This window comes from Alteromonas abrolhosensis, from assembly GCF_001953635.1.
In the GTDB taxonomy this organism is placed as follows: Bacteria; Pseudomonadota; Gammaproteobacteria; order Enterobacterales; family Alteromonadaceae; genus Alteromonas; species Alteromonas abrolhosensis.
The window spans coordinates 140,895-153,909 of the sequence record NZ_MEJH01000003.1; the positions used below are offsets into that span (position 1 = coordinate 140,895).

Below are 13,015 nucleotides of genomic sequence, written 5' to 3' on the forward strand. Positions count from 1 at the left end.
ATCCTGTAACCATGAGCTGCCCATCCTTACCCCTTGTAAGTACCTCTAATAGGGTAGTTGTTATCTGGGTTACGGATAAACTCTAAGCCGGAAACAAGTTGCTCTAAATCTGGGCGCACGAAAGGTGCGTTAGCAATTTCCGCAATATGAATTTCATTTTTCTCATTTAATACAAATAACGCAGGTTCAGCGAAATTGTGGTCGGTTTCTTTTTCTGAGCGAGGTGTTGAAATATATAGCCCAAGCTTCGCCATATCTTCTTGAGAAAGCCCATAGGCAATAGGGTAAGTAATTGACAGTTCTTCTAAATGCTCATCAAGTTGTGCTTTATTGTCACCACTTACGGCAACCACATCAATATTTACCTCGCGAAGGCGACCTTTGTAGTCTTCCAGTTTATTCAAAAATTTTGTGCATATCGGGCAGTGTTTACCGCGATAAACAACCACCATCTTCCAGTCACATCCCTCATCTTTATTAGTCAGTGACACAGATTCATCGGTAGACAGAGTAACTGAAACGTCGGGAAACGTAGTTGCTGGATGCATTTTTTGTGTATACATAAAAGCTCCTTAAAAGAGGGATTTAATCCTTCAACATACAAGCGATATCGCGCGATATTCCGCCATGAACCGCAATATACTTATACACATCAAAGTAAGGCTTAATACGTTGTACCCAATGTTCAGATCTTTTCTTTGAACAAATGTTCAGCTTTTCGTTGTCTCAACCCACTTCTTATTTTGATGATACACACGGGCACAAAAAAGCAGCTCGGGTGAGCTGCTTTTCTATTTAACTACGTTTGCAAAATCGGCAGCAGTTAACAATTAACCTTTGCTGTTGCTACCTGCCAAACGAAAGTCTGTTTATCACGACCCACTCAGGTGAGTCAGATAACCCCTTAGTTCACAAAGCCTTCATTAGCTTTTACCGTAAGTGGATGATACCCCGGCTTCGCTTCTTCAAACGCACGCTTAGCAAATGCCTTGCCTTCAGGCGTTTTTGAAAGCTCGCGGTAAAGGGGTTTAACTAGCTTGTTACGCCCTATCGACACCAAGTAGCTATACAAACGATCATAAGCAGGCTGATAGTTATTCTGTACCGCGATCATCAACCAGCTATGAGCAATCTCATTGTTTTTAGTCGAGGTGAGCGAAAACGCAGAATCTAGTTCAGCCAGCTGTGCTTCGCTTAGTGATTCAGGCATGTTGTTAAGGAAATACAACCACTCGTGTACAGTCCACTGCGCGGTTTCAATATCCGCCGCTTTCACGTCGCCAGAAAGCCAAGCGCTTCGCGTATCATCGATTTTGGTAAAAGCATCTGACTCAGGGTGTGGTGCGCCTTCAGGAATGCCTGGCTCAAAAATCCATGTGTGAATGCGATTCGCGTCCAGCTTATCAGGGTATTGCTTTAATAACGTGTCATCTAAGTAAGCAATAAATGTGTCGGTGGTTATGCTCTTGAAAGCGAAGTCCTTAAAATATTGCATTAAGAACGCATCAAAGTTTTCGCGGCCAATCTTGTGTTCAATTTCACGTAAAAACAGTGCACCTTTTTCGTAAGGAATATTTGAGAAAACATCATCTGGATTACGACCACGAAGGTCGATCGCCAGGATTTCATCATTCTCATCTAAGGCTGCAACATCGTTCTCCAGGTCTTGATAACCCAACACGGCTTCTTTTTTGAAACGATCATGGCCGTAGATCATTTCCATAATTCGGTAGGTTAAATAGGTCGTAAAACCTTCATTTAACCATAGATCGCGCCATGTAGCGTTAGTGACTGTGTTACCAGACCAGCTGTGTGCAAGCTCATGAGCAATCAGAGAAACCAAGCTTTTATCGCCCGCTATCACCGTGGGTGTTATAAACGATAAGCGAGGATTTTCCATGCCGCCAAAAGGGAATGAGGGCGGTAGAATTAGCAGGTCGTAACGATCCCACTGGTAAGGTCCATAGGTTTCTTCCGTTACCTCTAACATTGCCTCGGTATCTTCGAATTCTTTCGCCGCACTTTCAAGTAGCGCAGGCTCAGCATAGACACCAGTACGCTCACCCATAGCTTTAAACTTCAAATCACCTATGGCTAACGCAATAAGGTAAGAAGGAATAGGCTGTGGCATATTGAACTCATATTCGCCATCGCGCTCAGTGGTTGGGTCGTTAGACGCACTCATTACCGCTAATAACGATTCAGGTGTTTTTATGGTTGCGTCATAGGTTACGCGCACTTGTGGCGAGTCCTGAAGCGGAATAAAGCTTCGTGCGTGAACTGCTTGCGCCTGTGTAAACAGGAATGGATGCTTTTTACCTGCCGTTTGCGCTGGCGTTAACCATTGTACGCCAGAGGCTTCGGGTGAAGTTGAATACGCTACCGTTACTGAGTTTGCCGCACTTGGTAGAGTAATCGTAAGAGGCGTGCCTAAATCAGGGTCAGTCTCTCCCATTTCAAAGGGAACGCTTTCTCCCTCTACGCTAACACGCTCAATCTCTAACGCTCGCGTGTCCAATACTAGCGTATTGTTTTCAGGCTTCGTACGCTCAACATCAAGGGTCACTTCTCCAACGAGCTGCTTCGACTCAAAGTTTGCGGTTAAATCTAAGCTTAGGTGCGTAACCCGAATTTCATTAGGGTTAGCAAATGAGTGGTAATCTACACCAGAAGCAATACCTGCATCGGTGTGCTTAGCCGCATCTGCACTAGACTCCGAAGTAGACGCAACGGCTTGCTCGTTTTCTGTATTTGGTGAACTTGAACTGGTGTTATCACTGCACGCGAACAACACGGGCGCGCATACGAATGTAGCCAGTAATCCGTATTTTTTCATATAACTTCCTAAAGGATGATTGATACTGTTTTAGTGTACCAAGCCGTTATATGACTGGCGACTCTAATTCGAAGAGCTGCCTTTTACCTGCGCTATAATCCAAAACATTATACTTCCAAAACAGCACGGCGAAATTTGATACGTCACTTCAATATCAAATAAATGTGAGCCTAACCGTGAAAACTGGCGCTATGTTTTCAAAAGATAGGAGTACTTTGCACAAATAAATACGCCCGCTGTGACGGGCGTATTTGATTAACTTTCTGCCGTATCGTTAAGCTAAGGCAATGTCTACTTCTATGTTACCGCGAGTCGCGTTTGAATACGGGCATACTTGATGGGCAGTATCCACCAAGCTTTGCGCTTGCGCCTTATCCATGTCGCCTAAATCTACTGTCAGTTTTACCGCAATAGCAAAGCCTTGCTCAATGGGGCCAATAGCTACGTCACCCGTTACACTGATGTCGTCGGCCAGCTTAATCTTTTGTGACGCAGCCACATGCTTAAGTGCACCAATAAAACACGCAGAATAGCCCGCCGCGAACATTTGTTCAGGGTTTGTGCCTTCTCCACCAGCGCCACCTAGCTCTTTAGGTGTTGACAGTTTCACGCTTAGCTTGCCATCGCTCGACTTCGCAGTACCTTCACGACCGCCTGTTGCTGTTGCACTTCCTGTATAAACGACTTGTTGAAGCTTATGCATAGTTGCTCTCCTCATAGGTTTGTCTAAACAAATACTTTGCATGCAAATTAAATTAACACCGAACCAACTTGCAGATCAAGTATTTTGTATGCAAAATATTGTATTGATGTAAAGCGGTATTGGGGTTAGGTGCTATGTCAGAATTATTGAAGTTAGAAAATCAGCTATGTCATCGTTTTTATACGTTGTCGAACGCATTTACGCGTGCTTACCGCCCTCTACTTAAGGCGCTGGATATCACCTACCCTCAGTATGTAACCTTAATGGCGTTGTGGGAAAACGACGACATCACCATTGCCGAACTTTTAGATAGAACCGCAATCGATGGTGGTGCTATGTCGCTGATCCTTAAAAAGCTAGAGGACAAGGGCTTCTTAGTGATAACTAAGGATAAAGCCGATAAGCGCGTTAAACGGGTTAAACTCACTGAAATGGGGAAAGAAAAAAAGACCATAGCAGAGGAAGTGCCTGCTCAGATGTTATGCAAACTTAATGGCATGACTGCAGAAGAGAGTCGCACCCTGAAATCTCTATTAGACAAATTGGGCGGCTGTTTTGAAAACGCGGATTTTTAGCGCGGTGTTGTAATCTTATTGTCATCACATTGTTTAGCTAATCTGTTATTATTTTTGTATTGAGCGAACAAGTGTGCGCTATAATTGTCTCAATTGGCGTAGTAATATGGCGACCTTGTTTTTACCCAATATCTAGATGAAAGACAAAGTATTCGCAGGTTTTCTTTTGCTGCAAAGGACGCCTAGTGACTTGTAATTAATTAGCTTTAGTGGCGTCTTCTACATATATTTTCAGAAATAAGACAGGAGCTGTGATGATCCGCGAACAGACTCAAACACCGGCAACACAACACTCGAAAAGCATTCCTGCAAAAGCTTACTCTGTTGTGGAGGAGTGGCTGAACAGCATTAGTCATGGGGTTGGCTTTATTGCCGCTATCGTTGGTTTAATCTTTATGCTTTATCGCGCTGAAGATACGCTAGCGTTAACCACGGCGGCTATTTACGGCTCTACCCTCATTTTAGTGTTCTTAAGTTCAACCCTTTATCACGCCATTTCTCACGAAAAGGCAAAGGGGTGGCTTAAGCTATTTGACCATAGTGCGATATATTTGTTGATAGCGGGTACTTACACACCTTTGTTATTAGTTTCAATTGGTGGCGTATTGGGTATCACAATGACGGCTATTGTTTGGAGCTTGGCAATAGGTGGCGTGGCGTTTAAGCTCGTAGCGCAACATCGCTTTCCCAAGGTATCTGTGATGACCTACTTGCTTATGGGCTGGATTGCACTAGGTCTTATCTACCCTCTTTATGTTGCGCTTCCCGGTGCTGGCCTTTGGTTATTGGTAGCAGGTGGGCTGTGTTTCAGCGTGGGTGTGTGCTTTTACGTGGCAAAAAAGGTAAAATACACCCATGCAATTTGGCACATGTTTGTTATTGGCGGTTGTAGCTGCCATTACTTTTCGATTTATTATTTTGTCGTATAACGAGGTCGTTAGGTAACGCTAACACTTATGCAAGAATTCATTTAAAAGCTTATGCGAGACTCCATGCAAGAAGGTGAGACAAAAGAACATAGCGCAGCAACGCCCCCCAGCATTGCGTGGTTTTCTCTACGAGCAGGTCAAATATGCTTGGGGAAAAAACCCGTAGATAGTGACTTCGAACGATTAAAATCACTGGGCGTAACCCACATTGCAACAGTGCAAACCAGTGAAGAACAGGCGCCAGTTATACGCGACAGTTCGCTCGCCGTGGGCTTGGAATGGCTGTGGGTTCCCTTTATGCATCCGTCATCTGCGTCGCCAACCGAAGATGTTCACCTTCATCAGTATCTTCACGAACTCTCTCAAATGCTCAGTGAGGGAGCGAAGATATATTTACACTGCGATGGTTCACAGCACCGCTGTAGTTTATTGTTTTACGCCCTTTGCCACTATTGCCGCGTTCCATCCAATAGTGCATATAACGCTCTGCATAGCTTTGGCGCAAGCGCAGCCAATAACTTATTACGATCCGAACTTACATGGGCTGCTGAATTGGGACATATTGCGCCCAAAATGTAGACCACAAAAAACGCGCTGCGTCTTAACATGAGAGTTAACACAGCAGCGCGTATCTTTTTTTCATCGCTAGCGTTTTTACGTGTGTTCTTTATCTATTTAAAACTGATAGATGTTAGCGTTGGAAAGAAGCTTATTCGCGTCTATTTTTTCTTGAACGCAGCGAACTATGTCAGCGCGAGTGAACACATAAATACGATCTTTGCGCTCTCTGCTTTCATCTGTTTCGAAATCCTTAAGCACCATGCTGATGTGCTCATTTTCAGGTAAACCTCGCAAGCCTGAGCCAAAACGGCATAAAGTCTCACTCATCCCTGATTCAAAACCGGCCAGGAAGGTTTTGTAAGCTTGTTGCTGCTTCGCTTTACGCTCCTCCATTTGTTTTGTTTGCTCTTTCTCAATTGCTTTAAGCTCATCCTTCATGCTTTTTTCTTTCGCTTCTAACTGCTTTAGCAATTCAGTAGATTCTGCTTTTTGCGCTAGCAATTCTTTCTTGCGTGCTTCGTCCGCGTGACGTAACTCAAATGCAATATCTCGCAGTTCGCGCTCTGCTTCCCTCGCTTCCCAAGCTAGTTCACGCTGCATATTACGCAGGTCTCGCAAACGGTTGCTATTCTCAGCAAACGCTTGTGAGAAACGGTGGCTGGTTTCTTCAGCGTATGCTTCCCACTCTCTCGTAGCTTCAAACACAATATCATCAACATCGCTAAATGAATTTGCCGAGGGAACAGGTGGTGCTGGTGGCGCCGGCGGCACCGCGCCAACCAAGCCTTCTACCAGTGTTTCTATTTCACGCACCCAATTACCGCTTTGACCTCTAACTGACAAAGTAAATACCGCGCCCTGCCCTGCAAGGTAACTGGTTTCAATTTGACTTACTCTCCAAGAATCTGTCGCGGCATTTTGTCGCAACGATGTTTTAAGCACCCCAGACATTATTTCTAGCTCGTTCGATAGCGTGTCATATTTTTGCGCGCTCTGTGCATTCGCAAGGCCACCCGCAGTGGTGCAAAGTAGCAAAGCAGTTAATAAACGTTTCATAATTTCACCTAGTTACATTAGTCATCTAGCGACGACTGTGGATTGTTTGTGGTATAGGGCTGCGTTGATGGTACGGTAGAGTAATTGGTAGCTCGTCCATTAACTCCACTGTCAGAAAGCGAGTTAGGCAGGTTTACCGCGCTGTACCCTATCTCAATATCATCAATTTCGTCCTGTAAACGCGTAAATTGGCGTGCGTAGAAGCGCTGGTCATCAATACGCTGCTCATTAATAAATTTGATAAGCTCGGCAAAGTCGTGCTTACGCTCTTCTCTGCTCGACGCTAACAAGTACTTGGTAAGCTCTGCACTGCTTTGTTGCTGCTGCGCAGATAGCGCCTGGGCGTATTCTTTAAATAGTGTTTGGTTGGCCTGCTGATAGAAATCACGTTGCTCACCTAAAGCTTTAGCGACTTCTTGTGTCACGCGCTGCTCCACCATTTCATCCACTGTGTTGGCGCCATTGTTTGAAAACGTAAGCGCTACACCGTTATCGCTATATGACAACTTAGCGCCAGTAAGTACGGCTAACAGCGCACAGGCTGACATGGCCATAGCACACGCTGGCAAGCTAAACCAAGACGAAAGCGAACGAGGTTCATTTTTCTTAAAAAAGGTCTGTTCTTTGTCCCACTGGGGAGGCGCCGGAGCAACGAAGCTTGCACTTGCGCTGTTCAAACGGGCACTATTTTCTACCGCCTGCGCAAATTCAGCATCTGCTTCGCACAACGCGTTAAACTGCTTTTCTTGCTCGCTATCAAGCGAGTTGTCCAGATAAGCTGAGAATAAGGCTTCTTTGTCATATAAGGTCATTATTCCAACTCCAACTTCAATTTTGCTAAGGCAGCGTAAAGTCGCGACTTAGCGGTATTTACTGAGATATCCATTTGCTGTGCAATTTCTTCGAACGTGAAGTGGCCGAAGAATTTCAATTCCACCACAGCTTTTTGGCCTAAAGGTAAAGTCTGCATAGCCTGCGTTAACGCTCTACTCTCTCGGTCGCTATAAAGCTGCATTTCAGGGCATGGTGCACCGCAAAGCGGCGCCTGTATGTCGTCAATGTCTGAATGCGGCTTTCGCTTGCGGTACAGCTCAACACAGCGGCAGTGGGCAATGCGATAGAGCCAACTTTTAAAACTGCCCTCACCTTTAAAACAGGCAAGACTGCGAAACACAGAGATAAAAATCTCCTGCATTAAATCTGCTGCATCATGGCTATTCCCTGTCATTCGAATACCGTATTGGTACATAGCGGTTTCGTAGCGAGATATAAGCGTAAACCACGCTTTTTTATTACCCTGTAATGCCTGTTCCACGAGTTTTTCATCTCGTTTTTTAAACACGCCGTTCCCCGTTTTTACGCTCTATTTTTTTACTTAACCATTAAGTCGATAAGCTTTGCAAAAAAGTTTGTTTATTTGATAAATAAATTGCCACTTAAGGAATAACGCCACTCAAACTGCGCTCTAGATGAAGGATGCAGAACTCTTTTTTGGGGACGCACAAGACAATAATTGATGTCAGCAATAAAAAAGCGGCTGAGCCTATAGGCTCAACCGCTTTAGCTAACTATGAAGGAAAGCGCGCTCAGCGCCAGCACTATTTTAGTGTGGGAATGGGTAATAGTGGCGAGATAATTTCACCAATACGACGAAACAGCTGCATACGCGTTGTACCTGAACGCCACACTAAGCCAATCTCACGGAAGCCCTGCTCTTCCGCTGGAAAGCTCTTAAGACCGGTGTGCTCAAGAATAGATTGATTTATCGCTAGTTCAGGTAAGAAGGTGTAGCCCATTTTGCTATTTGCCAGCTGCACCAAGGTATACAAACTGCTTGCTGCAACACTGCTGATTTGATCGCTGTGCTGAAGATTACACGCGCTTACCGCATGCCCAGTCATACAGTGCTCTTGCTGAAGTAGGAAAATACTCTTTTTAGGCAAGGTCGAAATGTCGACTGGGTTTGGAAGTTGCTCAGCCATATCTTTGTGCGCAATGAGATGAAACGGATCGTGTCCCAATATCATCTGTTTGCACCCAGGCGTTTCCATTGGCAGTGCTAGAATAAGTAAGTCTAATCTGCCGTCGGTTAACTGCTGTAGCAGCTTCTCGGTCGTGTCTTCCTGCATTTCCAAGTTTATCTCGGGTAGAAATGCAGAAAACGCCCCCATCATGCCTTCAAATAAAAATGGTGCAATGGTTGGAATAACACCTAGTTTTAGGGTGCCTCGCTGCCAGTTACCCGCGTTTTGCGCATACTCAACAAGCTCTCCCGCTTCTTGAAGCAGTACTTTACTACGTTCAACAATATCCAGCCCCAAAGACGTAAACACAAAGGTTTTATGTTCACGCTCAAGAAGCTGGCTTCCAAAGTGCTCTTCTAGATTCTGAATGGCCGTACTTAATGTTGACTGACTTACATTACAGCGCTGGGCAGCACGATGAAAATGTTGCTCTTGATGTAGCGTCACCAAATAGTGCAGGTGCTTAAGATTAGGCCATTTCATGGGCATCTCTCAGTTATTTAAAAATGGATTAAAAGATATTGGATTAATCTAACATAAAGATTAAATACAGCCTAGAGCTCTTATACCAAGGTTCCTGAGTATTGTTGAAAACAGTTAGCTGATACACCTAAAAAAAAACCTCGCCATTACTTTCAAGCGCCTAACAGTCTTAAACACAACGATTTTTTTGGTTTGTTAAGCAAGTGGCATTTCAGTAATAGGTTTGTACAATTTCCAAATATAAAGCGTATTAGAATAAGTTATACGTGCTGGAAAGCCGCTACAACTAGCGTTAGGATTAAACCAGTAAGATATTTTTACAGCGAAGTAAGACCCGCTCTTGTATCATTCAGTCAATAGAGCGATTAACTATTGAGGGCAGTATGAAAGGACATTATAAGAACATTTTATGCGTATTGAGTGACTCGCATCGTCAGGATGATACGGTTGCCCAGGCGCTGCATATCGCCAAAGCACATCAAGCTAAACTTACCATCATGCTTTCTCTTGAGTCACTGCCACCTAACGCCAGCATGGTCATGGAGTCTTTCTCTTACGTTGATTCACAGCAAACTATGGAAACCCAAGCTCAGCACTGGTTAAAAGAACAAGCAGAGAGCTGGGGAAAAAACTATCCCGTATCTACCGCGGTAGCAGTAGGACAACCTCTTATCGACGTTGTGCGCTACGTTCAGAAGAACAAGATCGATTTAGTGATTAAGCGAGCAGAAGAAAGCTTTCTGGATAAGTTATTCGGAAGCTTAGATATGCGCTTGTTCCGCAAATGCCCATGCCCGGTGTGGATCATTAACCACAAGCCTCGTAGCCAATACAAAAACGTGGTTGCAGCACTAGATTTGAACTATCACTACCCACAGCATGAAGTTTCAATCAGGCGCGACCTGAACCGCGACATTCTGCGCCATGCAAGCCAAATAGCCTTGTTAGAGTTTGCACAGCTACACATTGTTCACGTTTTTGATGCTGTTCCTGAGAACATAGCAAGAGACGGTTTCATATCGGTTGATAACGATAGAATGGAAACTGACTTAGCGAAAATCCATGCAGAGCGTGAAGCTGAACTAGATAAACTGCTTGAAGAGCTAGGCAATGAGCTTGAAGAAGATGTAATGGAGTATTTAAAGCCTCAGAAGCACATTGTTCACGGCTACCCTAGAAGAGAAATTGCAGCCACTACCACGTCCCTTGATACCGACATTATCGTAATGGGCACAGTGGCACGTTTGGGCGTGCCTGGCTATATCATGGGCGACACCGCGGAAGAAACCATTCATCAGCTAAAATGCGCCGTAGTAGGCGTTAAACCACGCGGTTTTGAAACGCCTATCTCCATTGATTAAAGAAAACATTCCACAAACAAAAAGGCCGTGCTTCACTTCAAGCACGGCCTTTTTTAATTCTTTTCGCTTAATACGAACGTTTGTTAGCGCTATGTTCTACGCTACGCCAAACGACGCTTTAAGAATGTAGAAGAAGATAATCGAAAGGATTGCGCCAGCAGGCAAAGTTACAATCCACGATACGACGATATTCCTTACAATGCCCAGGTTAAGCGCTGATACACCACGCGCCAGACCTACACCTAATACCGCACCAACGAGAGTTTGTGTAGTAGAAATAGGTAAACCCGTACCCGATGCAATAACTACTGTACACGCTGCTGCAAGTTCTGCTGCAAAACCACGACTTGGCGTTAAGTGTGTAATACCCTGTCCAATGGTCTTGATAACGCGATGTCCAAATAGTGCAAGACCCGCAACAATACCTAAACCACCTAGAGGAAGGATCCACGGTGCAAGGGTAGTGCTAGAGTTAATTTCACCGCCACTGGTAACTACGCTAACTACCGCAGCCAATGGTCCAATAGCGTTAGCTACATCATTTGAACCGTGGGCAAACGCCATACAACAGGCTGTTACTACCATTAGCAGTGCAAATACTTTCTCAACGTTAGCCGCCTGTAGGTCTGCATCTTCAGAACCGCTGAACTTCATACGGCCGATAAACCATTTACCCAAGAAGCCCAACGCTACGGCAATAGCAATCGCCAGCAGATATCCGTTAACAGCGCTTAGCTCTAGACCAACGTGCTTAAGGCCTTTCTTGATAGTAACAAGCGACATAACAAAGCCCGCTAGTGCCATATAAAACGGCACATAACGCTTGGCATTTGCAAACGGTGAGGCTGTTTGGAAGATAAGCTTGTGCGCGCTCATGAAAATAAGATAAGCAATCACGCCAGATATAGCAGGGGTTACGACCCAGCTACCAACAATACCGCCCACTTTGTCCCATGCTACCGCGTCCATGCTGACGCCAGTGGCAGTAAAGCCGATGATTGCACCGATAATTGAGTGAGTTGTAGATACAGGCCACCCCAACCATGACGCTACTGCAAGCCAGATTCCAGCTGCAAGTAATGACGAGATCATGCCTAATACAAGGTATTCAGGTATGTCTATAAAATAGGTTGAGTCGATAATCCCTTTTCGAATGGTAGACGTTACTTCGCCACCTGCTAGGTAGGCGCCAGCAAACTCAAATATCATAGCAATGATAATGGCTTGTTTTATGGTTAAAGCTTTAGAACCTACTGACGTACCCATTGCGTTGGCAACGTCATTCGCTCCAATACCCCATGCCATGACGAAACCAACGCCGGCGGCAAGGATTATAAGAATTAGGCCATAACTTTCAAAAAATTCCACGGATAATCGCTCCCGATCTAAACGCGATTTAGGCTGGACGCTACTTGAGTAAGTAGCATGATCTCTTCACCACAAAGGCTAGAGAATGAAGTTAAAGACAAATTGTGTTTTATCATAAGGTTCGATTAAATTTTGCACGATCTGTTCTTGGCTGCGGCGCATGATAACGTAATCATGTTAGAAGCCATAGCGAAAATCACTGAAAAACGATAAAAGTATGCGGAATTATTTGAATGCGATGATAAAACCACCAAATATTTCAGTTTTATGACAAATAAATTTCACCATTTTTCATATTTGAATATTACTACGCAAAAACACACTGACCATTTGGACAGGTTTACGTCAAATCTTCCAGCTTTTGCTGCATATTTTCCAGCGGTGTATGCCTTACATCAGTACCGCGAGTGAGATAAACCACGTATTCACACACGTTTTTACATCTATCACCAATTCGCTCTAACGAGCGCATTGCCCACAACACATCCAGCCAATCCTGCATGTCGTCAGTGCTTTTCTGCATTTCGGAGGTGGTATACGACAGCAGCCGTTTGTACTCACTGTCAATGCGGTTGTCTTGGTCATACACTTCTAAAGCAGCGGCCTCATCCTGACGAGCAAAGGCGTCGAATGTGCCGCGCATCATGGCGGCGACTCTCTCGCCAATAAGCAACATACTGCTCTTGATAGTATCTGAACTCGGCAGCTTATTGCGCGTTACCAGTTTAGCAATACGCTCGATTTCATCGCCCATTCGCTCAATATCGGTAATGGCTTTGGAAATGGTCATAATCAAACGCAGGTCACTGGCGGTAGGATGACGTTTGGCAATAATGCGCAAGCACTCTTCATCAATTTGAATTTCCATGGAGTTAATTTTTAAGTCGTTTAACACCACTTTTTCAGCCAGAGCGGCATGATTGTGCTTTACCGCTTTTAACGTATCCACCAGCTGCTGCTCAACTTCGCCTCCCATGGTTAATACCGAGTTACGCAAGTTTTCCAACTCGATATTAAAGGTACCTGAGATATGCGTATTTAAGGCTACCTGTCGCATGGTGATTTCTCCTCGCGCCATAAGCTTAATAAATAACGGCTAGACAATGTGCCAGTGCCTAT

General features: G+C 44.7%; 13 protein-coding genes. 4 read left to right on the forward strand and 9 right to left on the reverse strand.

Going from position 1 to position 13,015, the window contains the following annotated elements:
• Positions 1-26: 26 nt before the first annotated feature.
• The 3 genes from BGK61_RS02750 to BGK61_RS02760 all read right to left on the reverse strand — a co-directional run bounded on the left by BGK61_RS02750 (position 27) and on the right by BGK61_RS02760 (position 3,539).
• The gene (locus BGK61_RS02750; RefSeq protein ID WP_014997454.1) at positions 27-563 is read right to left on the reverse strand and encodes a redoxin domain-containing protein; all 537 of its coding nucleotides are present in this window, start codon (positions 561-563) and stop codon (positions 27-29) included.
• A 341-nt stretch (positions 564-904) separates the two neighbouring features.
• Positions 905-2,836 (reverse strand): M1 family metallopeptidase, encoded by a 1,932-nt coding sequence (locus BGK61_RS02755; RefSeq protein ID WP_076011271.1) that lies wholly within the window; start codon positions 2,834-2,836, stop codon positions 905-907.
• Positions 2,837-3,110: 274 nt separating this feature from the next.
• Positions 3,111-3,539 (reverse strand): organic hydroperoxide resistance protein, encoded by a 429-nt coding sequence (locus BGK61_RS02760; protein WP_014997452.1) that lies wholly within the window; start codon positions 3,537-3,539, stop codon positions 3,111-3,113.
• Between the two features lie 134 nt (positions 3,540-3,673).
• Here BGK61_RS02760 and BGK61_RS02765 point away from each other — a divergent pair, with 134 nt between their 5' ends.
• The 3 genes from BGK61_RS02765 (at position 3,674) to BGK61_RS02775 (ending at position 5,622) form a co-directional block, all read left to right on the forward strand.
• Positions 3,674-4,114 carry a MarR family winged helix-turn-helix transcriptional regulator gene (locus tag BGK61_RS02765; protein ID WP_014997451.1) on the forward strand — a complete coding sequence of 147 codons (441 nt, stop codon included), beginning with the start codon at positions 3,674-3,676 and terminating at the stop codon, positions 4,112-4,114.
• 254 nt (positions 4,115-4,368) lie between these two features.
• On the forward strand, positions 4,369-5,043 hold the full coding sequence (gene trhA / locus BGK61_RS02770; protein WP_076011272.1) for a PAQR family membrane homeostasis protein TrhA: 675 nt from the start codon (positions 4,369-4,371) through the stop codon (positions 5,041-5,043).
• Positions 5,044-5,106: 63 nt separating this feature from the next.
• Entirely contained in the window at positions 5,107-5,622 is a 516-nt protein-coding gene (locus BGK61_RS02775; RefSeq protein WP_108721583.1) for a protein-tyrosine phosphatase family protein, read from the forward strand.
• A gap of 96 nt (positions 5,623-5,718) precedes the next feature.
• Here BGK61_RS02775 and BGK61_RS02780 read toward each other — a convergent pair whose 3' ends face one another.
• From BGK61_RS02780 to BGK61_RS02795, 4 genes are all read right to left on the reverse strand, one after another.
• On the reverse strand, positions 5,719-6,660 hold the full coding sequence (locus tag BGK61_RS02780) for a coiled-coil domain-containing protein (protein ID WP_076011274.1): 942 nt from the start codon (positions 6,658-6,660) through the stop codon (positions 5,719-5,721).
• Positions 6,661-6,677: 17 nt separating this feature from the next.
• Entirely contained in the window at positions 6,678-7,472 is a 795-nt protein-coding gene (locus BGK61_RS02785; protein WP_076011275.1) for an anti-sigma factor, read from the reverse strand.
• Positions 7,472-8,002, reverse strand: a complete 531-nt coding sequence (locus BGK61_RS02790; RefSeq protein ID WP_076011276.1) for an RNA polymerase sigma factor — start codon at positions 8,000-8,002, stop codon at positions 7,472-7,474. Before BGK61_RS02790 ends, BGK61_RS02785 begins: the two co-directional genes overlap by 1 nt.
• Before the next feature lie 256 nt (positions 8,003-8,258).
• Positions 8,259-9,167 (reverse strand): hydrogen peroxide-inducible genes activator, encoded by a 909-nt coding sequence (locus BGK61_RS02795; RefSeq protein ID WP_014997445.1) that lies wholly within the window; start codon positions 9,165-9,167, stop codon positions 8,259-8,261.
• A gap of 383 nt (positions 9,168-9,550) precedes the next feature.
• Between BGK61_RS02795 and BGK61_RS02800 the strand changes: the two genes are divergently transcribed.
• Positions 9,551-10,528, forward strand: a complete 978-nt coding sequence (locus BGK61_RS02800; RefSeq protein WP_039219513.1) for a universal stress protein — start codon at positions 9,551-9,553, stop codon at positions 10,526-10,528.
• A 96-nt stretch (positions 10,529-10,624) separates the two neighbouring features.
• Here BGK61_RS02800 and BGK61_RS02805 read toward each other — a convergent pair whose 3' ends face one another.
• Both BGK61_RS02805 and phoU read right to left on the reverse strand, forming a co-directional pair.
• A complete protein-coding gene (locus BGK61_RS02805) occupies positions 10,625-11,896 on the reverse strand; it encodes an inorganic phosphate transporter (protein ID WP_076011277.1) in 1,272 nt (423 codons plus the stop codon).
• A 340-nt stretch (positions 11,897-12,236) separates the two neighbouring features.
• Positions 12,237-12,953: a phosphate signaling complex protein PhoU gene (gene phoU / locus BGK61_RS02810; protein WP_014948403.1), complete on the reverse strand. Its 717-nt coding sequence runs from the start codon at positions 12,951-12,953 to the stop codon at positions 12,237-12,239.
• Positions 12,954-13,015 lie beyond the last annotated feature (62 nt).

Excerpts from the sequence above, each read along its gene's own strand:
- BGK61_RS02750 (WP_014997454.1), bottom strand. The coding sequence starts at position 563 with ATGTATACACAAAAAATGCATCCAGCAACTACGTTTCCCGACGTTTCA.
- BGK61_RS02755 (WP_076011271.1), bottom strand. The coding sequence starts at position 2,836 with ATGAAAAAATACGGATTACTGGCTACATTCGTATGCGCGCCCGTGTTG.
- BGK61_RS02760 (WP_014997452.1), bottom strand. The coding sequence starts at position 3,539 with ATGCATAAGCTTCAACAAGTCGTTTATACAGGAAGTGCAACAGCAACA.
- BGK61_RS02765 (WP_014997451.1), top strand. The coding sequence starts at position 3,674 with ATGTCAGAATTATTGAAGTTAGAAAATCAGCTATGTCATCGTTTTTAT.
- trhA (WP_076011272.1), top strand. The coding sequence starts at position 4,369 with ATGATCCGCGAACAGACTCAAACACCGGCAACACAACACTCGAAAAGC.
- BGK61_RS02775 (WP_108721583.1), top strand. The coding sequence starts at position 5,107 with ATGCAAGAAGGTGAGACAAAAGAACATAGCGCAGCAACGCCCCCCAGC.
- BGK61_RS02780 (WP_076011274.1), bottom strand. The coding sequence starts at position 6,660 with ATGAAACGTTTATTAACTGCTTTGCTACTTTGCACCACTGCGGGTGGC.
- BGK61_RS02785 (WP_076011275.1), bottom strand. The coding sequence starts at position 7,472 with ATGACCTTATATGACAAAGAAGCCTTATTCTCAGCTTATCTGGACAAC.
- BGK61_RS02795 (WP_014997445.1), bottom strand. The coding sequence starts at position 9,167 with ATGAAATGGCCTAATCTTAAGCACCTGCACTATTTGGTGACGCTACAT.
- BGK61_RS02800 (WP_039219513.1), top strand. The coding sequence starts at position 9,551 with ATGAAAGGACATTATAAGAACATTTTATGCGTATTGAGTGACTCGCAT.
- phoU (WP_014948403.1), bottom strand. The coding sequence starts at position 12,953 with ATGCGACAGGTAGCCTTAAATACGCATATCTCAGGTACCTTTAATATC.